The sequence below is a fragment of the Shewanella sp. TC10 genome (assembly GCF_009663145.1).
Taxonomy (GTDB): Bacteria; Pseudomonadota; Gammaproteobacteria; order Enterobacterales; family Shewanellaceae; genus Shewanella.
In genome coordinates this window covers 24,429-47,529 of record NZ_VKHR01000014.1, presented here as the reverse complement: position 1 = coordinate 47,529, position 23,101 = coordinate 24,429, and the positions used below count along the sequence as shown (strand labels likewise).

Here is a 23,101-nt window from a genome sequence, read left to right as displayed (position 1 = left end):
TTATAAACCTGCTAAATACGCTTTGTTTTGGCGTAACATCTCTAGTAGTTCGTCAATATAAGCATCTTTTCGTTCAGAATAATGGATTAAGCCAAACACTAACTCTTCAGCAGTTGGCTCCTTTTCTTGTGAACGAATGTCAGCTCTAATAGAACGTAATAATCGATATGCTGAATTGGTATTTAAATTCAACATGTAAGCTGCAATAGAATCTTCCGGCGTATCAAAAGAAGCGACTTCGTGGTTCAATCCTGGTTTTCTTGATAGTGGCACTAAGCCACAACCTTTTGAAAAGCACCATTGACCGAAATAATTATTCCCTTCTTTGGCAAAGCGCGAACTTCCCCAACCGGTTTCATTAGCTGCCTGAATTAACACCATCTTTGCAGGAACGGTATCGACTCTTATTAATAAAGGAGCTAATGTTGTTTCATCATATTTTTTGACTGAATAATTGTATTTATCAGTAAGCTGCTTCAATTTAAAAATTTCGGCTTCTGTTAAGTCTTGTTGATTATTGAGGTTAGCTAAAATAACTTTAAGAAAATTTCGTTCTTTCAATATGAGAGCATTTTGATGGTTAACAGCAGGTGCCATGTAATCAAAAAAGACTTGTTTTTTTGTTGGGATATCATTGATAGCAGTGAAGTTAGGAACTGTTTTTTCTTCTATCTCATTTTGCTCAATTTCAGGTGTCGAGACTAAAATCTTTTCCAAAGTTGGAACAAGCCAAACTCTGATTAAAATAATACTGATTATCACAAAGCCTAAGCCAAGGGTAAACTTACCTACTCTACCAGTTCTCAAAAACAATCCTACCTTAATAATTTTTAAATGATTATACCCAGATTCATCACTAAAAGCAGTGCTGTATTTATGGTATTATTTTTCTAGTATTCAATTTTAGCATCTAGCTATAGTTAAAATATATTTTTACGATGCAAGAACACGATGCAAGATTAGAAAGTCATCAAGAGTATGAAAGGAATCAAAAAATGATGAATCAAGAATTACATCAATATAGCCATGTTGTTGCATTAGGTGGCGGTCACGGTTTAGGCCGAGTTTTAGCAGCATTATCTTTTTTAGGTCCTAAATTAACTGGCATTGTAACCACTACAGACAATGGGGGCTCAACAGGAAGAATACGCCAAGACGAAACAACCATTGCTTGGGGCGATTTAAGAAACTGTTTATCACAATTAGCACACCGGCCATCAATCGGTACTATGCTATTCGATCATCGCTTCAATGGCGATAATGAATTAAATGGCCATAATCTTGGCAACATCATTATGTACGCTCTGGAGCAGCTTTGCGTTAGACCAATGGAAGCCATTAAGTTAATTCGCACGATATTAAAAATTGATACGCGCATTATCCCAATGTCAGAGGAACCTGCCCATCTAACAGCGCTAAACCTTGAAGGCAAAACCATCTTCGGTGAAACCAATGTCGATGGGATGAAAGAAGTGCCAAGCTCTTTAGCCGTTGAACCTCAAGTATCAGCAACATGCGAAGCCATCCAAGCTATTAATCAATCAGAGTTGATAATCATAGGCCCTGGGAGTTTTCTTACTAGCGTATTACCACCATTATTATTACCTGAAATTTCTAAAGCAATTTTGCAATCAAGTGCTCAAATCATTTTTATAGATAATTTAACCAATGAGTTATGCGCCGCCAATTCACTGAATTTAGAAGATAAAATAAAATGGATTAATCAATTAGTTGGCCGAGACGCTATTAACAATGTTATTAGCCATGGTGACAGTATTGATATAGGCGAGTTTGTCAGTTATTTTCCACTGGTAAGTGATCATCATGCTGGATTGCACAATAAAATAGCTTTAGCAGATGCATTATCAAAAGTGCTGAAAATTACTAAAAAATGACTTTAATAAAAAAGAGCGAAAAGTAAACATTACCTTTCGCTCTTATGTTGATGTTCAACAGTAACTTATTGTGTAGTTACAGAACTTGCGCAATCGCTTTACAGATCACTGGGATATTTTGTTTAGTCATGCCGGCAACACTAATACGTCCTGAGCCCACAATATAAACAGCAAATTCTTCTTTTAAACGATTCACTTGTTCTTTGTTTAATCCTGAGAAGCTAAACATACCGTTTTGGCGCGAGATAAAACTAAAATCTTGCTCTACACCTTCTGACTTTAAAGTGTCGACGAATAAGGTACGCATTTCAGCAATACGTTGACGCATTTCTGTTAGCTCATCTTCCCACTCTTGACGTAAGCTATCATCAGATAAAATTGTACTCACAATTAACCCGCCATGTGCAGGAGGGTTTGAGTATGTTGCTCGAATGGTTTTCTTAATTTGGCTAAAACTTTTCTGAGCAGCTGATTCATCAGCAGCAACAATAGTTACTGCACCAATACGTTCATTGTATAAACCAAAGTTTTTAGAAAACGAATTGGCAATTAATAGCTCTGGTACTTTAGCTGCAACAATACGCAATCCCTGAGCATCTTCTTCAATACCTGCACCGAAACCTTGATATGCAAAATCAAATAAAGGCACTAGTTCTTTGTCTGCACAAAGTTGACCAATCACTTCCCATTGTGAAGCATCTAAATCGATACCTGTCGGGTTATGACAACAACCATGTAATAACACAAGATCACCCGCTGTAGCTCCCTGTAAGTCGGTAAGCATAGCGTCAAAATCCATGGCATGGGTTTCAGCTTTGTAATAACCATACTCTTTTATTTCTAAACCAGCGGTTTGGAAGATATTTTGATGGTTAGCCCAAGTTGGATTACTGACCCACAATGTTTTTGAATCTGTATTTCTAACTAAGAATTCAGCAGCAACTCTTAATGACCCTGTTCCACCCGGAGCTTGGGCTGTATAAGCGCGTTTGTGTGCAATAATGTCACTACCTTGGCCAAAGAGTAATGTTTGAACGACAGCGTTGTATTGTTCTACACCTTCTATTCCAAGATAATTTTTTGTTTTCTCAGCTTCTAATAAAATGGCTTCAGCTTTTTTTACCGACTTTAAAACTGGTGTTTGACCTGCTTCATCTTTGTAAATACCCACACCTAAATTGACTTTCTCTGTTCGAGTGTCTTTTTTAAATGCATCTGTTAAACCTAAGATAGGATCGGCTGGAGCTTGAGGGACCTGAGAAAATATCATTACATCTTTCCTTCGTATGAAGTGAACCACTATTTTTAAGTATTTATACCATTGAATAGCACAATGAAATAGTGACTTTTTGTATTGATGAAAGAATTAGTTCACAGTTTAAACATTTGGTAAATTTTCAATCGATAAAATAGATATTCTTTAAACATGTAGCCTATCTGAACGCTACACAATAGGTTTTACCTGATTTAGGCAACATTTCATCTAATGGCTATCAAAAATATTCAGTTGATTGGATTTGCCTTTGATTGTGCCTGACAATGCTACCTAATATATATCTTGTAATAAGAATGATGATACCCGAAGCCAGACTTGAACTGGCAAGCCCGATTTCAAAACGACGAGGGATTTTATCTTAATTCAATGACTCAAATGTCAGGCATAAAAAAGCCCTGTTAACATTAAGAGTGTTGAGGCTTTTGCACCATACTTACGTATGTAAGTTTCTTATAAAAGAATAATGGTACCCGAGGCCAGACTTGAACTAGCACGCCCTATTTTATAACGACAAGGGATTTTAACTTACATCAATTACTCAAATTTCAGATACAAAAAAGCCTCAACTTTCGTTGAGGCTTTTTCGCACCATACTCTTTAATACTAAATCGTATGTAAATAATGGTACCCGAGGCCAGACTTGAACTGGCACGCCTATTAAGCGAGGGATTTTAAATCCCTTGTGTCTACCGATTCCACCACTCGGGCAAAAGTGTTGTTTTAACCACTAACTTAATTGTTAGCAACTAAACAAAATTTGTGGAGGCGCGACCCGGAGTCGAACCGAGGTCGACGGATTTGCAATCCGCAGCATAGCCATTCTGCCATCGCGCCGTTGTTTGATTGGAGCGACATATCGGGTTCGAACCGATGACCTATACCTTGGCAAGGTATCGCTCTACCAACTGAGCTAATGTCGCATATCAAACAATGCACTTGATAAAATCAATTAATCAATTTGTCTCTGAGTGCGGAATGGAATTCTACCGTTTTACGCAAATGTGTCAATGCAGAATTAAACTATTTTAAGCCATTTATAACTGTTTGATGTTTAAATCTACTTATTGAGTAATTATTGTCTATTAATGAATTACGGGCAATAAAAAGCACTTCATATAGAAGTGCTTTTTTAAAACTAGTTCTTATTAAACTATTTCTTATTTATTATGCTTCAGGTAAAGATAACGTGTTTAGACCTAACATTTTTTGCATAACACCCACAACTTGGCAGCTATAACCAAATTCGTTGTCATACCATACATATAAAATTGCACGTTTTCCGTCAGCAATGGTTGCTTGAGAGTCAACAACGCCAGCGTAACGAGACCCTACTAAATCGCTTGATACGATTTCTGTTGAGTCGGTGTAATCAACTTGGTTTTTAAGATCAGAAGTTAATGCAATATCTTTAAGATATTCATTTAATTCTTCACGATTTGTTTCACCATTTAGATTTACACTGATGATAGCCATTGAAACGTTAGGTGTAGGCACGCGAATCGCATTACCAGTTAACTTACCTTCCATTACAGGTAGTGCTTTAGCAACAGCTTTAGCAGCGCCTGTTTCTGTAATAACCATATTTAATGGAGCACTACGGCCACGACGATCTGCACTGTGGTAATTATCAATTAAGTTTTGATCGTTAGTGTATGAGTGAATAGTCTCAACGTGACCATTTTCAATTCCATACTTATCATTAACTGCTTTTAGAACAGGTGTAATAGCATTGGTTGTACAGCTAGCCGCTGAAACAATCATATCTTCAGGTAAGATATCGTTTTCATTTACACCGTAAACCACGTTTTTAATCGCGCCCTTCGCAGGAGCGGTTAATAGTACTTTACTTGCGCCTTTACTCTTAAGGTGAAGACCTAAGCCATCCTCATCTTTCCATATACCAGTATTATCCACTACAAGCGCATTATTGATGCCGTACTGTGTGTAATCTACTTGATCAGGTGAATTTGCGTAAATAATTTGAATGTAAGTACCATTAGCAATAATCGCGTTATTTTCTTCATCGACTTCTACAGAGCCATTGAATGGTCCATGAACGGAATCGCGACGTAATAAACTAGCACGCTTTTCTAAATCACCTTTTTTACCGCCACGAAGTACGATAGCTCGTAAACAAAGCTTATTACTTTTACCTGTCTTTTCTATCATTAGACGAGCTAATAAACGACCGATTCGACCAAAGCCATAAAGAACGACATCTTTTGACTCAACGTCATCACCAAAGTTTAAACCTTTCTCAAGCTCTTTAGTCATGTATGCTTGAATTTGTGATGCATCGGTATTATCACGCCAGTAATTAATGGCTAACTTGCCAATATCCACTTTACAGTGCTTTACTGATAACTTGCTTAATGCTTCGACGAATGGAAAGCTTTCACGTAGGCGTAATTTTTCGCCAATGTGACGACGAACTAGTCGATGAGCTTTAATAATTTCAATTGTAGATGCGTTTAAAAGTGGTTTACCATAAACTAAGACTTCAACGCCTTGATTACGGTACAGTTTACCTAGTAAAGGCTGCATAGCCTCAGCCATTTCGAAACGTTCTTGCCAACTTTGTAGGTGTTTATCAGCGCTCATTAAAAAGATCCTTTATCTCATATTTCAGCATTCGTGTGCAGAAAGAATTGAGTAACAAAAAGAAAAGACCAATAATCATTATTTGGTAGGGTTAACCCCTTTTGGTCGGCGACATTGTAATGAAATTTACGCTATTTCGCCAGTAAGAAATTTTTAGTAAACATGTAATTTTATTAGAAAAAATCCTATTTTGGAGCCAGTTTTGAACAAAAGTTTAGTAATAATTACATCATTTTCAGTATTTGCTGCTTTATTCGGCTTATTTGGTTGTGATGTTGGCCGAAATAGTGCCAGCATTTGTAAAAAAAATCCTGAACTTTGTGCCGATTTACACAAGGATAGTTGGTGTTTAGTTGAAAAAGGCGACTTAATCCGTAGTCGTTACCAATTAAAAATCACAGAAGCTCCGTCTGGAAAACAATTATATGACCAATTAATTAAACTTGAGTCTTATAGTAACTGCATAGAATTAGCAGCCGGTGTTAAACATATAATAAACACACATCGAACAGAGGACAGAGAACGTGCTTATGCAGTTAGCACTCAAAACTTAGCCCAATTACAAGAATACACCAAAGACAATCCTGATATTTACCTTGCCTATTACCGTTGGACTAAATTTAATGACTTCCCATCTCGCGATATGGTTATTAAAGCTGAACAAGCCGGCGAGCTGACAGAAACCTTTATGATCGCTCAAGTAGCCTCTCATTACATTAAAACTGATATTGCTAGAGCCAAGTTACTGTATTTGCATTTACTCTCTCATGTTAAAGCAAGAAATATAGATTCAGATTGGCTCCTTGCCCTCGCAACCGTATATAGAAGCGAAAAAAATACAGAAAATGAGTACTTGTTGACTAAGGCAAATACTTTAATGAGTGACAACACAGCGTCAGAAGAAAAATTATTAGCGTTAATAGGCAATAATAATGACCTTGCTAATCAACTTAATATTGATGCAGCTGAACTGGTAAAACAACTTAATGCAGGTAAGTTTGATACAAGTGAAATTAAATCAAGATTTGAATAAACAAAGGCACGCTTGTTGGCTACACTGAAATGCAATTAATTAACAAATGTCAGTGTATTGCACTTTCAAAAAAGTCGTTGAGAAGTGCTGATTATCGTATTTTGTAAATTAAATACAGATATTTTGGGTTTTATTGCCGTTTCGAGGCTTTTTTACTTGACGAAAATCGTTAATTTGGTAATTTTACTACCATATGATTTACGTAACAGATTTATAATCACTTGAGGGATATGCAATGACTATCCGTGTAGCAATTAACGGCTATGGCCGTATCGGTAGAAATGTTTTACGTGCGCTTTATGAAAGCGAAAAGGATTACCCAATCGAAATCGTAGCTCTAAACGATTTGGGCGATGCTTCAATCAATGCTCACCTTACCAAATATGATTCAGTACATGGTCGTTTCAACGCTAAAGTTGATCATGATGACGAAGCTATCTACGTTAATGGCGATAAAATCTTAACTTTCCAAGAAAGAGATCCTTCAAAATTACCTTGGGCAGAATTAAATGTCGATGTAGTTTATGAATGTACTGGTATCTTCACTTCTAAAGAAGCTGTTCAACCACATTTAACTGCTGGCGCTAAGAAAGTTATCATTTCAGCACCTGGTAAAAATGTCGATGCTACTGTTGTATATGGCGTAAACAATGAAGTACTAACAAGTGACATGACTGTCATTTCAAATGCTTCATGTACTACTAACTGTTTGGCTCCTATTGCAAAGCCGTTAAATGACTCTGTAGGTATTGAATCAGGTTTAATGACTACTATTCATGCTTACACCAATGACCAACGCCTATCGGATGTTTACCACACTGATTTACGTCGTGCTCGTGCGGCAGCAATGTCAATGATCCCAACACAAACCGGTGCAGCAGCTGCAGTAGGTCTTGTGGTACCAGAGCTTCAAGGTAAATTTGACGGTTTAGCTGTTCGTGTTCCAACAGTAAACGTTTCTCTAGTGGATTTAACTTTCCAAGCATCTCGTGACACAAGTGTTGAAGAAATCAACCAGATTGTCGCTGATGCAGCAAAAACTTCACCATTAAATGAAGCGCTTGCCATTAATGTTGAGCCTTTAGTTTCTATCGACTTCAACCATAATGCATACTCTTCTAATTTTGATGCAACTCAAACTAGAGTTAAAGGTCGATTAGTTAAAGTGATGGCTTGGTATGATAACGAATGGGGTTTCAGTAACCGCATGTTAGATAATACTGTAGCGTTAATGACTGCAAAATAGTTAGGTTATTACGTTAACTTATTGCATTAAAAAGCCCTGCGATTGCAGGGCTTTTTGTTATTTATAATGACTAGTAACTACTTACTGGCCAAATGCTAATAACTCATAAATATTAACTCACTACACGCTATGCGTTACCCTTCACTTTCATATTTAGAGTTTTAGCAAAATTAAGCATTCTATTTAATGGGATCAATGCATCATCACGTAAAGCATCATCAACAAAAACTTCATGTTCTGTCTTATCTGAGGCGGTTAACGAAGCCTCAATAGCTTGTAAACCATTCATAGCCATCCAAGGGCAATGCGCACAACTTTTACAAGTCGCACCATTTCCACCTGTTGGAGCTTCAATTAATGTCTTGCCGGGCGCTGCTTGTTGCATTTTATAAAAAATACCTCGGTCAGTTGCGACAATGAACTCTTGGTTATCCATTGTCTGCGCAGCTTTAATTAATTGGCTGGTAGAGCCAACAGCATCTGCAAGTGCTACAACATTTGCAGGTGATTCTGGATGCACTAAAATGGCTGCTTCTGGGTGTTGTATTTTAAGTTCTCTCAGCGCTTTGGCTTTGAATTCATCATGTACAATACAGTCACCCTGCCACATCAACATATCTGCGCCAGTCTCTTTTGCAATATAGCTACCTAAGTGACGGTCAGGCCCCCAAATAATTTTTTTGCCTTCGCTATCTAAGTGTTCAACAATCTCTAGCGCAATGCTCGAAGTAACCACCCAATCTGCTCTTGCTTTAACTGCTGCTGAGGTATTGGCATAAACAACAACAGTATGATCTGGGTGGGCATCGCAAAATTCAGAAAACTTATCAATAGGACAACCTATATCTAAAGAACAGGTTGCCTCTAATGTTGGCATCAAAACTGTTTTTTCTGGGCTTAAGATTTTTGATGTCTCACCCATAAATTTAACGCCCGCAACAATCAATTTCTTTGCAGGATGATCACGTCCAAAACGTGCCATTTCAAGAGAGTCAGAAACACAGCCGCCCGTTTCTTCGGCAAGTGCTTGAATTTCAGGATCAGTATAATAGTGTGCAACTAAAACTGCTTCTTGGTCGATTAGCAATTGTTTAATTCTTGCTTTTGCAGCTACTTTTTCAGCGTCTGATAATAAAGCAGGTTTTGCAGGAAAAGGATACTCGATGGAATCGATATTCGGTGCCGAGGTGATCATTATGGTTCCGAGAAGTTACAACGTCCGGAGATTATACAAAAAGCGTTAACAAAATTAAAGGACGCATTCGCGTCCTTTATTATGTTGAATACTAGCTTATTAGTATTAACGCATTGCTAATAACATTTCTTGTGGCTGTTCTAAGTACTGCTTCCAAAGATTACAGAAACGAGCAATTGTGCCGCCATCAATAATACGATGATCACCAGACCAACTCACCTGCATGATCATACGAGCTTCAACTTCACCGTTTGCATTAAAACGCGGTAATGTCTGCAACTTGCCTAAAGCAACAATAGCAACTTCAGGTTTATTAATGATTGGCGTCGCTACAGTTCCACCTAGGGCACCAATATTAGAGATTGAGATTGAACCACCTTTTAAATCAGCAGGACTGACTCGACCGCTTCTCGCTGCTGTTGTTAAACGAGTAATTTCAGCAGCAACTTCTAGTATTGATTTGCTTTGAACATCTTTTACATTCGGCACTAATAAGCCAACTTTAGAATCGACGGCCATGCCGATATTATGGCTAGCTTTGTAAGTAAGTTCAGTACATTCAGTATTAACTTGGCTGTTAAGCACTGGGAATTCATTGATAGCAAGCGACATGGCTTTCATAAAGAAAGGCATCATGGTTAACTTAACTTCATCAGATGAGTATCGCTGTTTCATTTCAGCGCGTAATGCAACCAGCTCGGTTAAATCAAACTCTTCACAGTAAGTAAAGTGTGGAATAGTAGAAACTGACTCTACCATCATTTTAGCCATGACAGCTTTAACACCTTTAATTGGCTCAACTCTGTCAGCAACTGATTGACTTACCACTTGTTGAGTCGTTGCAATGCCTTGTTCTGAGGCTGATGTCTCAACTGAAGAGGTTGCAGAAACAGAGTTACCGCTGACAAATTTTTCAATATCTTCTTTAAAAACTCGGCCACTCTTGCCACTGCCTGGAACATTGGCAATATTGATATCTAAGCTTCGAGCTAAACGACGAACCGCAGGGCTTGCTAAGGCTTTACCTTGTGCCACTGGTTCATTTGAATTCGATGTAGCCGTAGAAACTGTTTCAATGGCAGTTTGTGGTGTATTAACAATTGAGTTAGCAGACTCAACTTCAATAGCAAACAAAGGTTCATGAACTTTTGCCAACTGTCCTTTTCGGTAATGTAGCTTAACAATTTTACCGTTTTTAATAGCTGGAATTTGAACTAGCGCTTTATCAGTCATAACATCAGCGATTGGCTGATCCTCTGACACCATTTCACCTTCTTCAACTAGCCATTCAACCAGTTCACACTCAACGATACCCTCACCAATATCAGGTAATAAAAATTCTTCGATGGCATTACCGACTGCTGAAGTTTCGTGAGTCGTTGGTGAAGAAGCTTTAACTTCTTCAGCTGCAACTACAGTCTCTGTTTCAGTTATATTGTCAGTATTACTTGCAACGGTGGCATCCAGCTCAACTGCATATAGTGGTTCGTGAACCTTGGCAATTTCACCCTTTGCATAATAAAGTTTAGAGATAACACCAGCATGCGGAGCCGGGATTTGAACTAATGCTTTATCTGTCATTACATCGGCGATGGGTTGATCTTCAACTACCACATCCCCTTCTTTAACCATCCAATCAACAAGTTCACATTCAACTACGCCTTCGCCAATGTCAGGCAAAATAAAATCTTTAATCATATCTTGCTCCTAGAAATTGACGGAAGCTTTAATCGCTTCATAAGTTTTCAGTTCATCTGGCATATATTCTTTTTCAAGAATAAGCGGATATGGTGTATCCAATCCACAAATACGACTAATTGGCGACTCAAGATGCAAGAAGCACTCTTGTTGAATTGTTGCTGCAATTTCACCAGCAAAACCACCGGTCAAAGGTGCTTCATGGTTAATTAGCAAGCGACCTGTTTTCTTAACTGAGGTTGCTACAGTTTCGATATCCCAAGGAGATAAAGTTCTCAAATCTATTATTTCGCAAGAAATGCCATCTTTTCCTGCCATTGTTGCCGCCTTTTCAAGGATCTCCATTTGAGCTCCCCACCCAAGTAGCGTGATATCACTACCCGTTTTAACAACATCTGCTTTACCTATTTCAATTTCAAAATCACCTGCAGGCACTTCACCTACTGATGCACGATAAAGTCTTTTAGGTTCAAAGAAAATAACAGGGTTTGGATCACGTATTGACGCAAGTAATAAGCCTTTAGCTTGTTCAGGATTACGTGGAATAACGACCTTTAATCCAGGGGTCTGGGTGAAATAAGCCTCTGGAGATTGCGAATGATAGTGACCACCGGCAATGCCGCCGCCATAAGGGGTTCTGAAAGTTAAACCACCTACATTGAATTGATTACCACTGCGGTATCTGAATTTGGCAGTTTCATTAACGATTTGATCAAATGCAGGGAAAATATAATCAGCAAATTGAATTTCTGCAACTGCAGTCATTCCGTTCGATGCTAAGCCATTTGCGAAACCTGCAATGCCTTGTTCAGTCAAAGGTGTATTGAAGCAACGATCACGGCCAAATTTTTCCTGTAAGCCAGAAGTGGCACGGAAAACACCACCAAAATGACCAACATCTTCACCAAATACCACCATTCTTTCATCAGCAGTCATCGCAATTGCTAATGCATCATTGATGGCGTGTAACATATTCATTTCAGCCACAATTAAATTCTCCCTGCGCTTTTAGGATAAGACTTTGGATATTTTTTGATATGTTGTTTTAGCTCTGCAAGCTGTTTTTCTAAAACAGGTGTAGGCTTATCCAGTACGTCCGTAATGAGTCCATCTATATGTGGCAATGGTACTTTTTCAGCAACTTTAACTGCGTTCAATACTTCTTCACGATATTTTTCATATTGTGCTGCATCGTCAGCTTCATTTAACCATTCTTTATTGATCATCCACAGCTTAAAACGCTTAACAGGATCGTGCTGTTCCCACTTAGCCTCTTCTTCTTTCGAGCGATAGCCAGAAGGATCATCTGAAGATGAATGTGCACCTAAACGATAGGTCATAGCTTCGATTAATACAGGGGCGTTATTCTCTAGTGCGTAAGCACGAGCTTGCTGAGTAGCAGCAAGTACTGCAAGCATGTCATTGCCATCTACACGAATGGTATGCATGCCGTAACCTACACCGCGACTAGCAATACCATTACCAGCAAACTGCTCTTCAGTTGGTGTTGAAATGGCATAACCATTATTACGGCAAAAGAAAATAGTAGGAGACTTTAATACTGCGGCCATATTTAAGCCTGCATGAAAGTCACCCTCTGAAGCCGCGCCTTCACCAAAATAACAAATAGCGACGTTACGTTTTCCTTGCAGTTTAAACGCGTGCGCAACACCTGTTGCCTGTGGAATTTGGGTCGCTAGTGGTGATGAAATAGTTTGGTAATTTAGTTCATTACTGCCGTAATGAATTGGCATTTGACGGCCCTTACCTAAATCTTTTTCATTACTGAACATTTGATTCATAAATTGTTCAGTAGTGAAACCACGGTAGCGAAGTGAAGCATGCTCACGATACTGAGCTAAAATAACGTCACCATCATCAAGTGCAGCAGTACTGCCAATGATTGAAGCTTCTTCACCAGTACAAGTCATATAAAAACTAATACGACCTTGTCTTTGTGCACTTAACATACGTTCATCGAGTACTCGGGTAAAAACACAAGTGTCATGAATGCGCTCTGCTAAAGCTTTATCAATAACTGGCATCACTGCATTTTCGTATGTAGTGCCATCAGCTTGAAGAATTTTTAAAATAGGAATGTGCAATGAAGCTTTGTCTAAGAAGCTGACACGATGCACTGTTTCATTATTCAGTGGTGCGTTGCTCATATTGTGCTCTTATTATGTGAGGCCTTATAAAATAAAGCTTAATTTATACTATGCGAACGAACATTACGTTAACGTAAACTAGCGATCAACTAATGTGCATTCCATCCGATGAATAACCTTTCAATATTTTTGTATATTTAGGTTTACAAATTACTGAATATCTTCGTTAGGCGCAGGTATCAGACATAATACCGTGCGTTGACCAACAGGTACATTTTCATTTGGAAAAACGATAGCTTCATATGGGTATTCAATCTTAATATCTGTTCCGCCTTCAGTCGCAAGTATTTCCCCTTGCTTAAAACCTGTGAAATTGACCGTCGATTTTGGAAATGAAAAAGTAAAATCTTCGAAATTTTTATTCACTGAACGCGACACTTTGTATAAGTGGAGTTTATCAGCATCAAAAGAAGAAACACTGATTTGTTGCTCAGTAATTAATTGATTGAGCATTTTTCGAGTGTTAGCAAATTTTTTCAACTCGTTTTGGCCAAATGGCATCACTTTGCCAAGTTCAACGGTAAAAGCATCAGCTTTAAATTGCTCTGACGAATAATAACTAAACGTGGTTGTCGGCTCATGATGAAATAAGATCGTATCCACATCACAATCAGCAAGAAACATTATTTGTTCTGCACTAAACGCACGGCCAGGCCTATAAGGATAGATAGCAAACTTCTCATGTTTTGACGGTTTGATAGCTGTATGAAGATCATAATGAATACGCTGTGACTGATCATTGTCGAGAAAAAAGTCAGCTACAAATAACTCTAATGCTTTAGCACGGACTCTTTCTTTGTTACATAGGCCTTCACCTTTTGAATGTGCACCACTGAATAATCGATTCATATTTTCTTCTACAAATCTTGTTTCAGTTAAAATTGAATCAGGATTACCGATTAAAAATAACACTCGATGTGCAGTTTGAATTTTCTCTTCTAACAATCCCTGAATGAGTTCATTACAAATTTCAATCGGTGCTGTTTCATTACCATGTACTGCACAAGACAATACGATATCTTTTTTAGAGCCTGAATTGGGAGTAAAGCTAATGACACCATTATCTAATATTTTTACTGTTGTTTGATTAGATAAGGTAAAACTGTGAGTGGGAACTTCTTTATCTATGTTAGCTAAAGTGAAAGCTAAAAAATCTTTTTCTTCCATTAATTGTTGAAACACGAAGACTCCTTGAAAGACGGCTAAACTGAAATGGTTTCAATCACATTTGTTGATTCTATCACAACTGAGGGAAGCTAACGTTAAGAGACAATTACCATAGTGTAAATCTTTACTTGCATTCTGTTTCAGATTAAATATACTTTTAGCCATCTAGACTTCTTTATGGTTGTAAGTATGACATTAGCGACATTTGGTGCAGGCTGTTTTTGGGGCGTTGAGTATTTTTTTAAACAAGTTGACGGCGTTGTTAACGCTAAATGCGGCTATATGGGCGGAAAAGACCAATACCAAACTTATGAAGAAGTTAAAACTGGTACCACAGGACATGCTGAAGTTGTTCAAATCGAATTTGATGAGTCTATTGTCTCTTATGAAGAGTTATTGGCGGTATTTTGGACAAACCACAACCCAACCACACTGAACAAGCAAGGTGGAGATATTGGAAATCAATATCGTAGTGCTATTTTTTTCCATGATAAACAGCAAAAAGAGACAGCAATTCGTTCAAAATTAGATTTAGCAAAGAGCGGGAAATGGGGTATTAAACATATTGTGACTGAAATAGTGCCAATCCAACAATTTCACCCCGCTGAAGAATACCATCAAAACTATCTAGAAAAGAATGAATTACCAAGCTGCCATATAAGCTATTAAATATAAAAATTGTAAGGCACTTATGTAAAGTGCCTCGTTTAAAGTGCCTCAATTAAATAGACAGTGCTTTAATTAAACAGATGGTGCCTTTTCTATACAAAACCGATTAATACAATCTATATCTTAGACTCTTCTGCTCTTTACCCCACCCTATAAATTCCCTACAATCCATGCAAATTGCTAAAGGCATGAATACGGAGAAATACATCAATGAGTCAAGCTCGTCATATTAACCTACTTATCTTAGGTTCAGGTCCTGCTGGTTATACTGCTGCGGTTTATGCTGCTCGTGCTAATTTAAAACCTGTCATGATCACTGGTATGCAACAAGGTGGTCAACTTACTACGACAACTGAAGTTGAGAACTGGCCAGGTGATGCTGAAGGACTAACCGGTCCAGCATTAATGGAAAGAATGCAACAGCATGCAGAGAAATTCGACACTGAAATTATATTTGATCACATCAATGAAGTAGATTTCAGAGAGCGCCCTTATAAATTAAAAGGTGATAATGGCGAATTTACCTGTGACGCATTGATTATTGCGACAGGTGCATCAGCTAAATATTTAGGTTTGCCATCAGAAGAAGCATTCATGGGCCGTGGCGTATCAGCTTGTGCAACTTGTGACGGTTTCTTTTATCGTAACCAGAAAGTTGCTGTTGTTGGTGGTGGTAATACTGCAGTAGAAGAAGCACTTTACTTAAGTAACATTGCCTCAGAAGTACATTTGATCCATCGTCGTGATACTTTCCGTTCAGAAAAGATTTTAATTAATCGTTTAATGGATAAAGTGGCGAACGGCAACATTATCTTGCACCTAGACCAAACACTAGATGAAGTGACTGGTGACAACATGGGTGTTACAGGCTTAAACATGAAGAGCACAAAAGATGGTTCTATTTCGTCTCTTGATGTTGCAGGTGTATTCATTGCAATTGGTCATAGTCCTAACACTGGCATTTTTGATGGTCAGCTTGATATGAACTATGGATACATTACTGTAAATAGTGGTTTGCAAGGTAATGCGACACAAACTAGCGTAGAAGGTATTTATGCATGTGGTGATGTGATGGATCAGCATTATCGTCAAGCTATTACTTCAGCGGGTTCCGGCTGTATGGCTGCATTAGATGCTGAGCGTTTCTTGGATGCTCAATAATCTTTTATTAAAAGGTTAGACACTTAAAAGCCAGCATTAGCTGGCTTTTTTATACCTATGATTTATAGCGGATATAGCTTAACTATTACGCTTTTTTATGTGTAACGTCTAAAGAGTACAAAACAACATCAAGAGTTTTACTTTCATCATGAAATTCTTGAGTTTCAATGTACTTCATTCCAATTTTTTTCATCACTTTAATCGATGCTGTATTTAGGGAGTCGGCTATAGCTGAAAACTTTGTAATACCATCTTGTTGCTGACTTATAAAGTTAATTAGCGCTAAAGCACTTTCAGTTGCGATCCCCTTACCCCATGTCACTTGCTTAAAGCGCCAGCCAATTTCTAAATTATCAAATTGTGGTTTGTCACTAAAGAACCCCATAGGTCTAATTAAAATCCAACCTAGAAAAACATCATCTAAATCAGAAACCTTCCACTGCCCCCAACACTTCTCTGGATTAAGATATTTTGCCAAGCGTGGGATGGAAACATCCAGTATCTCTTGCCTTGAAGTCGCTTTTCCACCATTAATATATTGCATGACTGCAGGGTCTTGATCTAATTCAAACAATAAATCAGCATCATCCAGTGTCATAAGTGAAATTTTTAAACGTAGGGTAACAATAGGAGTCATAGGTTTATTCCATTAAATGACAGGAAAGTAAAATCTTTAAAGCTTTATCTTTTATAAATTATAGGCATAAAAAAAGGAACCCGAAGGCTCCTTTTTTAAAGCAATAAAGCTAATTACTTAGCTAAAGCTTCTTTTGCTTTTTCAACTAAAGTTGTAAATACAACTTTGTCGAATACAGCGATGTCAGCCAAAATCTTACGATCGATTTCGATTGATGCTTTTTTAAGGCCATTAATGAAACGGCTATAAGAAAGACCATTTTGACGAGAAGCCGCATTGATACGTGCAATCCAAAGTTGACGGAATTGACGTTTCTTCTGACGACGGTCACGGTAAGCATATTGACCAGCTTTAGTTACTGCTTGAACAGCAACGCGGTAAGTACGTGAGCGAGCTCCGTAATAACCTTTGGCTAATTTAAGTACTTTCTTGTGACGAGCACGAGCGGTTACACCACGCTTAACTCTAGGCATTGTTCATATCTCCTTTAATTAAGCGTATGGTAGTTGACGTGCGATTGCTGGCACATCAGACTTTGCAACTAAACATTTAGCACGTAAGTGACGTTTACGCTTAGTGCTCTTCTTTGTCAAAATATGACGTAAGTGTGCTTGTTTACGCTTGAAACCATTAGCGGTTTTTCTGAAGCGCTTTTGGACACCCTTATCTGTTTTCATTTTAGGCATTGCTAAAACTCCGCATTGGGACATTAATAAAACGTAAGGCGAGCAAAATCCTCAAAAGGACTTTGCTACTTTTTAGTGGGTTGCCCTACTATTTCTTTTTAGGTGCGAGGACCATAACTGCTTGTCGACCTTCCATTTTCGGGAAAGATTCAACAACAGCATATGTTTCCAAATCTGCTTTGATACGGTTCAAAAGATCCATACCTAGGCTTTGGTGTGCCATTTCGCGACCACGGAAACGCAGCGTAATTTTCGCTTTGTCCCCATCTTCAAGAAAACGAATCAGGTTGCGTAGTTTTACCTGATAGTCGTTTTCATCAGTGCCAGGACGGAATTTTATTTCCTTCAGCTGGACCTGTTTCTGCTTCTTCTTTTGTTCTTTTTGAGCTTTCGCTTTATCAAAAAGGAACTTACCGTAGTCCATTATGCGACAGACAGGTGGTTCAGCATTAGGACTGATTTCTACTAGGTCTACACCTGCTTCATCAGCTAATTCTTGAGCCTGTGAAATACTAACGATTCCAACTGCCTCACCATTGATATCCGATAAACGAACTTCTGGTACGCCAGTGATTTCTTCGTTAATACGATTAGGGGCTGGCTGTCGCCCTGCTGCTCTCTTGATCTTTATGACCTATTCCTCCAACAATAATAGACTACGGCTAGAAATTTGTTCTTGTATCTTGGCATTGAAATCATTGATTTTCATCTTGCCTAAATCGATACCGTCACGTGTTCTTACCGCAACTTCCTTATTTTCCATTTCTTGATCGCCAACGACCAATAAATAAGGTACACGCTTTAACGTATGTTCACGTATTTTAAAGCCTATTTTCTCATTCCTCAAGTCTTTAGATGCACGAATGCCACTTTCTTTGAAAGATTTAACAATTTCGTCAACATAATCAGACTGTTTATCTGTAATATTCATAACAATTACTTGCACTGGAGCAAGCCATGTTGGGAATTTACCTGCGTATTCTTCAATTAGAATACCTAAGAAACGTTCAAGAGACCCTAAAATAGCTCTATGGATCATAACTGGCGTTTGACGCGTGTTATCTTCAGCAACATAAGTTGCCCCAAGACGAGATGGTAATGCGTAATCTAATTGCACAGTACCACACTGCCATGCACGGTCTAAACAGTCATGAAGTGTAAATTCGATTTTCGGACCATAGAAGGCACCTTCACCTGGTAATATCTCGAATTCAATTTCGTTAGCAACAAGTGCCTGTTTTAATGCTTCTTCAGCTCTATCCCACATATCGTCATCACCAATTCGCTTTTCAGGGCGAGTTGATAATTTAACGACGATATTATTAAAGCCGAAAGTTCCGTAAGTGTCGTATACCATTTGGATACATTCACTCACTTGTTCTTGGACTTGAGCGTCAGTACAGAATACGTGTGCATCATCTTGGGTGAATCCACGAACACGCATTAGTCCATGTAATGAACCTGATGGCTCATTACGATGACAACAACCAAACTCAGCCATTTTAAGTGGTAAATCACGGTATGATTTTAGACCTTGGTTAAAGATCTGAACATGACCAGGACAATTCATTGGCTTTATTGCATATTCACGGTTTTCACTGTTAGTTGTGAACATCGCGTCAGCATACTTATCCCAATGGCCAGAACGTTCCCATAAGTTACGATCCATCATTAATGGACCTTTAACTTCTTGGTAAGTATATTGACCTAGTTTTTGGCGGATAAACTTCTCTAATTCTAGGTACAAACTCCAACCATCGTTATGCCAGAATACCATTCCTGGTGCTTCTTCTTGCATATGGTATAGATCTAGCTGTTTACCAATTTTACGGTGGTCACGTTTTGCGGCTTCTTCTAGACGGTTCAAATGCACTTTTAAGGCTTTTTTATCAGCCCATGCAGTGCCGTAAACACGTTGCAGCATTTTATTGTCTGAATTACCACGCCAGTATGCACCAGCAACACTCATTAACTTAAAGTGTTGGCAGAATTTCATATTAGGTACATGTGGACCACGACACATATCAACATATTCTTCATGGTGATATAAAGCCGGTGTTGCATCTTTACTGATGTTTTCATCTAAGATAGCAATTTTGTATTCTTCACCACGTGATTCAAATGTATCGCGGGCTTCTTGCCAAGAAACAACATTCTTAACAACACTATAATTTGTCTTTGCTAACGCTGTCATGCGTTTCTCAAGAGCATCAATATCTTCTTGAGTTAATTTATGGTCTAAATCGATGTCATAGTAAAAACCATTATCGATTACAGGACCAATAGCCATTTTCGTTTCTGGCCACATTTGCTTAATAGCATGACCAAGTAAATGTGCACAAGAATGGCGAAGGATTTCAACACCCTCTTCATCTTTAGCCGTGATGATTGAAAGCTCTGAATCTGTGGTTATTAAGTCACAAGCATCAACTAACTCGCCGTTTACACGACCAGCAATACACGCTTTAGCTAAACCAGGACCAATGTCTGCAGCGACATCTAACGTTGAAACAGAATCTGCAAACTCGCGTTTGCTGCCATCAGGCAATGTAATAATTGGCATTTAATTTCCTTATCCAGTGGTGACCCACACGTAGGGCCACTTGGTAATAAATAATAAATAAAAGAAATGCCACCGAACTACAGACATTACAGGAGCCTGAGCTAATAGTGGCACGAAGTTGCATTGTATGTGAAAAGGGCTTTTGCAAGCAATAGAATAGCTCGTTTAAATGTGATTTTAATGTACTTTTTTTCTTTTAAGTTGTTGATAGAAATATTCGATATTAGACACTGGGTTTTTATTTCATATTTCGAATTATGATGTCGACTCTGCAAGCTTATCTTCTACTATAATTAGTAGTTCTAAATACAACTAAGATGGATTAGAGCCGCAGTTGCAGGTAATAAGGAGTTTAAGATGAATTTAGTGAGCCGTGTAGTAAGTTGTCCACACTGTGGTCATAACCAGCATGTCCATATAGATACCAGTTTAGGCGACCAAGAATATTACGACGATTGCCGGGTGTGTTGTAATTCGATTCATATGAGATTACATGTCAATGATTCAAATAGAACAATACAATTATTCATTGATTCTGATAACGAGCAACTGTATTAGTTGCTCGTTAGTAAAGGATGCAATTAAATTAACTTGATAAGTTAGTTTCGAGTGCTTTTTTAGCTAAAACTCGCTCAACGGTATCGACGATAACTTGGGTTTGGCTATCTATTTCGATATTAATTTTATCGCCAACAATACAGTCACTTAAGTTGGTTAGCTTTAGTGTTTCTGGAATCAGGTGTAACTTGAATTTATTATCTTTAAGTTCGCCAACAGTTAAACTGCAGCCATTAACACCAACAAATCCCTTATAAAAAATGTAATCCATCCATTTAGGTGGAATACTTAAGGTTAAATTGTAATGCGTATCGGTTTCGCTTACCTCTTCAATGGTTGCCATAGCATGAACATGACCAGACAGAATATGACCACCGATTTCTTTACCAAAGGTTAATGAACGTTCAATATTAATTTTGCTACCTTGCTCAACAAAATTTAAGTTTGTTACTTGTAACGTCTCTTCCATTACATCGAAATAAACTCTATCATTCTCGAGTTTAGTAACAGTTAAACATACGCCATTATTTGCAACACTTGCACCGGTTTCTAAACCTTGTTGCAGCTCTTCTGGAATTTTGACTTCAAACGTTTTTAAACCACTTTGCTCTTTAATCGATACCACATCACATGTGGCTTGAACGATACCAGTAAACATATTTTCACTCGTTAGTTAAAAGGCTTTTTAATGAATCACACAGGCTTTCAAGCCAAAAAATTAATTCAACTGGCGCTGCCAGTATTAATTGCACAAGTAACCCAAACCATGATGGGTTTTATTGATACTGTAATGGCCGGTAGAGTCAGCGCCGTTGACATGGCAGCTGTAGCTATCGGTACCAGTTTATGGTTACCAGCCTTACTTTTTGTACAGGGCCTTATTCTCGCATTTACACCTGTATTTGCCCACCATCATGGTGCTAATAATCCTAAAGCAATACAGCCGCTAATGTCTCAAGCATTCTATATTGCCATATTTGGTACAGTCGGTGTTTTGCTGTTCCTCTCATTTGCGAAAACAATTTTCTCCATGATGGAACTGGATCCTGAGTTAGCAGATTTAAGTGCAGGATATCTGCACGGATTTATGTGGGGCGTTCCTGCTTTCATTTTATATCAAATATTACGTGGTTGTGCAGAAGGCATTTCTTATACGTTACCTACTATGATAATTGGTTTTGTTGGTCTAGCTGTCAACATTCCAGCTAACTATATCTTCATTTATGGACACTTCGGAATGCCTGCAATGGGCGGCGCTGGTTGTGGTGTTGCTACGGCACTTGTATTTTGGGCAATGCTAATTGCAATGATGATTTATATGCAATTACATAAGAAATTTACTGAAATAGCACCGTTTAGTCGTTTAAACAAACCTAACTGGAAAACCATCTGGGAAATGACTAAACACGGTATGCCGATAGCTATGGCATTATTTTTCGAAGTGAGTTTATTTGCTGTTATTGCGTTATTGCTTGCCCCACTTGGCGCGACAGTTGTAGCAGGACACCAAATAGCGCTTAACTTTTCTTCTATTGTATTTATGTTGCCACTATCAATTGGTATAGCTGTATCAATTAGAGTTGGATATTACTTGGGTCAAGACAAATTAGAGATAAGCAACTTAGTTACGAAAATAGGATTGTTTATTGCTTTCTCTTTAGCGCTATTTACCGCCGTTATCACTGTGCTTTTCAAAACCCAAATTGCTTTACTTTATAACAACAACCCAGAGGTTGTGGCTTTAGCGGGTAGTCTTATGTTCTTGGCTGCATTGTATCAATTGTCAGATTCAATACAGGTAGTCGCAGCAGGTGCATTACGTGGCTATAAAGATACCCAAAGCGCATTTTATATTACTCTAATCTCGTATTGGGCTATCGGTATGACTTTAGGTTACACATTAGCAAGAACAGACATCATAGTTCCTGCAATGGGCGCTCATGGCTTTTGGATTGGTTTAATAGCGGGTTTAACTAGTGCTGCAGTATTGTTTGCAATAAGACTTCGCTATATCCAGACTTCAGGCAAACTTAAAGCCGTCATTTCAGACAGCCACCATTAGTAGATAACAATAGTAAATAACGTGGATTAAGACTGATTTACATATCTACATAACCAGCTAACAGCATATAAGCTACGAATTATTAAGCTTATATGCTGTAATTAACTCCAAAATGCACAGCAAATCACCACTCAATCATTTTTTTGTCATTTTTACTTGCATCAATCACGGTATACCGTAATATATCGCTCGTTCCAAAGATTACATTAATTTGTACTCTTTAAACGATACAACTGTAGCTCAGCTGGTTAGAGCACCACCTTGACATGGTGGGGGTCGGTGGTTCGAATCCACTCAGTTGTACCATCTCTTTTGAGATTGATTTAGATATACAACTGTAGCTCAGCTGGTTAGAGCACCACCTTGACATGGTGGGGGTCGGTGGTTCGAATCCACTCAGTTGTACCAAATCATTCTTAAACACTTAACCAGCATTAGCTGGTTTTTTTGTGCCTAAATTTAATAAAAAATGACAACTTATTAGAT

General features: G+C 38.2%; 21 protein-coding genes and 5 tRNA genes. 9 read left to right on the top strand and 17 right to left on the bottom strand.

All coding sequences use genetic code 11. The features are described from left to right. Complete coding sequence (locus FNZ24_RS06985) at positions 1–807, bottom strand: glucosaminidase domain-containing protein (protein ID WP_153913771.1); 807 nt, start codon at positions 805–807, stop codon at positions 1–3. 188 nt (positions 808–995) lie between these two features. Between FNZ24_RS06985 and yvcK the strand changes: the two genes are divergently transcribed. Continuing rightward, positions 996–1,895, top strand: a complete 900-nt coding sequence (gene yvcK, locus FNZ24_RS06980) for a uridine diphosphate-N-acetylglucosamine-binding protein YvcK (protein WP_153913770.1) — start codon at positions 996–998, stop codon at positions 1,893–1,895. A 76-nt stretch (positions 1,896–1,971) separates the two neighbouring features. Here yvcK and FNZ24_RS06975 read toward each other — a convergent pair whose 3' ends face one another. From FNZ24_RS06975 to FNZ24_RS06955, 5 genes are all read right to left on the bottom strand, one after another. Then, positions 1,972–3,165: an amino acid aminotransferase gene (locus FNZ24_RS06975; RefSeq protein ID WP_153913769.1), complete on the bottom strand. Its 1,194-nt coding sequence runs from the start codon at positions 3,163–3,165 to the stop codon at positions 1,972–1,974. Positions 3,166–3,793: 628 nt separating this feature from the next. Then, positions 3,794–3,879, bottom strand: a tRNA-Leu gene (locus tag FNZ24_RS06970). Between the two features lie 52 nt (positions 3,880–3,931). Further along, positions 3,932–4,005, bottom strand: a tRNA-Cys gene (locus tag FNZ24_RS06965). Between the two features lie 10 nt (positions 4,006–4,015). Beyond that, positions 4,016–4,091, bottom strand: a tRNA-Gly gene (locus tag FNZ24_RS06960). 244 nt (positions 4,092–4,335) lie between these two features. Further along, positions 4,336–5,772 carry a glyceraldehyde-3-phosphate dehydrogenase gene (locus FNZ24_RS06955; RefSeq protein WP_153913768.1) on the bottom strand — a complete coding sequence of 479 codons (1,437 nt, stop codon included), beginning with the start codon at positions 5,770–5,772 and terminating at the stop codon, positions 4,336–4,338. Between the two features lie 202 nt (positions 5,773–5,974). Here FNZ24_RS06955 and FNZ24_RS06950 point away from each other — a divergent pair, with 202 nt between their 5' ends. After that, positions 5,975–6,805 carry a DUF2989 domain-containing protein gene (locus FNZ24_RS06950; RefSeq protein WP_153913767.1) on the top strand — a complete coding sequence of 277 codons (831 nt, stop codon included), beginning with the start codon at positions 5,975–5,977 and terminating at the stop codon, positions 6,803–6,805. Positions 6,806–7,040: 235 nt separating this feature from the next. Further along, a complete protein-coding gene (gap, locus tag FNZ24_RS06945) occupies positions 7,041–8,051 on the top strand; it encodes a type I glyceraldehyde-3-phosphate dehydrogenase (RefSeq protein ID WP_153913766.1) in 1,011 nt (336 codons plus the stop codon). A gap of 127 nt (positions 8,052–8,178) precedes the next feature. Here the strand turns inward: gap and nadA are convergent, their stop codons facing one another. The 5 genes from nadA to astE form a co-directional block, all read right to left on the bottom strand. Further along, on the bottom strand, positions 8,179–9,246 hold the full coding sequence (nadA, locus tag FNZ24_RS06940) for a quinolinate synthase NadA (protein ID WP_153913765.1): 1,068 nt from the start codon (positions 9,244–9,246) through the stop codon (positions 8,179–8,181). Between the two features lie 105 nt (positions 9,247–9,351). Then, the gene (locus FNZ24_RS06935; RefSeq protein WP_153913764.1) at positions 9,352–10,944 is read right to left on the bottom strand and encodes a dihydrolipoyllysine-residue acetyltransferase; all 1,593 of its coding nucleotides are present in this window, start codon (positions 10,942–10,944) and stop codon (positions 9,352–9,354) included. Positions 10,945–10,953: 9 nt separating this feature from the next. Beyond that, complete coding sequence (locus FNZ24_RS06930) at positions 10,954–11,931, bottom strand: alpha-ketoacid dehydrogenase subunit beta (protein WP_153913763.1); 978 nt, start codon at positions 11,929–11,931, stop codon at positions 10,954–10,956. 2 nt (positions 11,932–11,933) lie between these two features. After that, positions 11,934–13,112 (bottom strand): thiamine pyrophosphate-dependent dehydrogenase E1 component subunit alpha, encoded by a 1,179-nt coding sequence (locus FNZ24_RS06925; protein ID WP_153913762.1) that lies wholly within the window; start codon positions 13,110–13,112, stop codon positions 11,934–11,936. Positions 13,113–13,262: 150 nt separating this feature from the next. Next, positions 13,263–14,294 carry a succinylglutamate desuccinylase gene (gene astE / locus FNZ24_RS06920; protein WP_153913761.1) on the bottom strand — a complete coding sequence of 344 codons (1,032 nt, stop codon included), beginning with the start codon at positions 14,292–14,294 and terminating at the stop codon, positions 13,263–13,265. 174 nt (positions 14,295–14,468) lie between these two features. On the opposite strand from astE, the gene msrA reads away from it, so the two are divergent. Next, positions 14,469–14,948, top strand: coding sequence for a peptide-methionine (S)-S-oxide reductase MsrA (gene msrA / locus FNZ24_RS06915; protein ID WP_153913760.1), 480 nt, complete (start codon positions 14,469–14,471; stop codon positions 14,946–14,948). Between the two features lie 210 nt (positions 14,949–15,158). Then, positions 15,159–16,109, top strand: coding sequence for a thioredoxin-disulfide reductase (gene trxB / locus FNZ24_RS06910; protein ID WP_153913759.1), 951 nt, complete (start codon positions 15,159–15,161; stop codon positions 16,107–16,109). 85 nt (positions 16,110–16,194) lie between these two features. Here the strand turns inward: trxB and FNZ24_RS06905 are convergent, their stop codons facing one another. The 5 genes from FNZ24_RS06905 to thrS form a co-directional block, all read right to left on the bottom strand. Beyond that, entirely contained in the window at positions 16,195–16,746 is a 552-nt protein-coding gene (locus FNZ24_RS06905) for a GNAT family N-acetyltransferase (protein WP_153913758.1), read from the bottom strand. A 113-nt stretch (positions 16,747–16,859) separates the two neighbouring features. Then, positions 16,860–17,219, bottom strand: coding sequence for a 50S ribosomal protein L20 (gene rplT, locus FNZ24_RS06900; RefSeq protein ID WP_012325107.1), 360 nt, complete (start codon positions 17,217–17,219; stop codon positions 16,860–16,862). Positions 17,220–17,237: 18 nt separating this feature from the next. Then, positions 17,238–17,432, bottom strand: coding sequence for a 50S ribosomal protein L35 (gene rpmI / locus FNZ24_RS06895; protein WP_055023949.1), 195 nt, complete (start codon positions 17,430–17,432; stop codon positions 17,238–17,240). Between the two features lie 88 nt (positions 17,433–17,520). Then, positions 17,521–18,063 (bottom strand): translation initiation factor IF-3, encoded by a 543-nt coding sequence (gene infC, locus FNZ24_RS06890; RefSeq protein WP_153913757.1) that lies wholly within the window; start codon positions 18,061–18,063, stop codon positions 17,521–17,523. Between the two features lie 3 nt (positions 18,064–18,066). Next, positions 18,067–19,995 carry a threonine--tRNA ligase gene (gene thrS, locus FNZ24_RS06885; RefSeq protein ID WP_153913756.1) on the bottom strand — a complete coding sequence of 643 codons (1,929 nt, stop codon included), beginning with the start codon at positions 19,993–19,995 and terminating at the stop codon, positions 18,067–18,069. Positions 19,996–20,352: 357 nt separating this feature from the next. On the opposite strand from thrS, the gene FNZ24_RS06880 reads away from it, so the two are divergent. Next, positions 20,353–20,553 carry a CPXCG motif-containing cysteine-rich protein gene (locus tag FNZ24_RS06880; RefSeq protein WP_153913755.1) on the top strand — a complete coding sequence of 67 codons (201 nt, stop codon included), beginning with the start codon at positions 20,353–20,355 and terminating at the stop codon, positions 20,551–20,553. Positions 20,554–20,581: 28 nt separating this feature from the next. Here FNZ24_RS06880 and FNZ24_RS06875 read toward each other — a convergent pair whose 3' ends face one another. Then, positions 20,582–21,211 (bottom strand): riboflavin synthase subunit alpha, encoded by a 630-nt coding sequence (locus FNZ24_RS06875; protein WP_153913754.1) that lies wholly within the window; start codon positions 21,209–21,211, stop codon positions 20,582–20,584. 30 nt (positions 21,212–21,241) lie between these two features. On the opposite strand from FNZ24_RS06875, the gene FNZ24_RS06870 reads away from it, so the two are divergent. The 3 genes from FNZ24_RS06870 (at position 21,242) to FNZ24_RS06860 (ending at position 23,023) form a co-directional block, all read left to right on the top strand. Continuing rightward, the gene (locus FNZ24_RS06870; RefSeq protein ID WP_153913753.1) at positions 21,242–22,615 is read left to right on the top strand and encodes an MATE family efflux transporter; all 1,374 of its coding nucleotides are present in this window, start codon (positions 21,242–21,244) and stop codon (positions 22,613–22,615) included. Positions 22,616–22,844: 229 nt separating this feature from the next. Next, positions 22,845–22,921 (top strand) — tRNA-Val (locus FNZ24_RS06865). A 25-nt stretch (positions 22,922–22,946) separates the two neighbouring features. After that, positions 22,947–23,023 (top strand) — tRNA-Val (locus FNZ24_RS06860). Positions 23,024–23,101: the final 78 nt, after the last annotated feature.

Coding starts and splice junctions, on each gene's coding strand:
- nadA (WP_153913765.1), bottom strand. CDS start 9,246: ATGATCACCTCGGCACCGAATATCGATTCCATCGAGTATCCTTTTCCT.
- msrA (WP_153913760.1), top strand. CDS start 14,469: ATGACATTAGCGACATTTGGTGCAGGCTGTTTTTGGGGCGTTGAGTAT.
- gap (WP_153913766.1), top strand. CDS start 7,041: ATGACTATCCGTGTAGCAATTAACGGCTATGGCCGTATCGGTAGAAAT.
- rpmI (WP_055023949.1), bottom strand. CDS start 17,432: ATGCCTAAAATGAAAACAGATAAGGGTGTCCAAAAGCGCTTCAGAAAA.
- FNZ24_RS06870 (WP_153913753.1), top strand. CDS start 21,242: ATGAATCACACAGGCTTTCAAGCCAAAAAATTAATTCAACTGGCGCTG.
- trxB (WP_153913759.1), top strand. CDS start 15,159: ATGAGTCAAGCTCGTCATATTAACCTACTTATCTTAGGTTCAGGTCCT.
- FNZ24_RS06905 (WP_153913758.1), bottom strand. CDS start 16,746: ATGACTCCTATTGTTACCCTACGTTTAAAAATTTCACTTATGACACTG.
- FNZ24_RS06955 (WP_153913768.1), bottom strand. CDS start 5,772: ATGAGCGCTGATAAACACCTACAAAGTTGGCAAGAACGTTTCGAAATG.
- FNZ24_RS06975 (WP_153913769.1), bottom strand. CDS start 3,165: ATGATATTTTCTCAGGTCCCTCAAGCTCCAGCCGATCCTATCTTAGGT.
- FNZ24_RS06925 (WP_153913762.1), bottom strand. CDS start 13,112: ATGAGCAACGCACCACTGAATAATGAAACAGTGCATCGTGTCAGCTTC.
- rplT (WP_012325107.1), bottom strand. CDS start 17,219: ATGCCTAGAGTTAAGCGTGGTGTAACCGCTCGTGCTCGTCACAAGAAA.
- FNZ24_RS06875 (WP_153913754.1), bottom strand. CDS start 21,211: ATGTTTACTGGTATCGTTCAAGCCACATGTGATGTGGTATCGATTAAA.
- FNZ24_RS06880 (WP_153913755.1), top strand. CDS start 20,353: ATGAATTTAGTGAGCCGTGTAGTAAGTTGTCCACACTGTGGTCATAAC.
- yvcK (WP_153913770.1), top strand. CDS start 996: ATGATGAATCAAGAATTACATCAATATAGCCATGTTGTTGCATTAGGT.
- FNZ24_RS06935 (WP_153913764.1), bottom strand. CDS start 10,944: ATGATTAAAGATTTTATTTTGCCTGACATTGGCGAAGGCGTAGTTGAA.
- thrS (WP_153913756.1), bottom strand. CDS start 19,995: ATGCCAATTATTACATTGCCTGATGGCAGCAAACGCGAGTTTGCAGAT.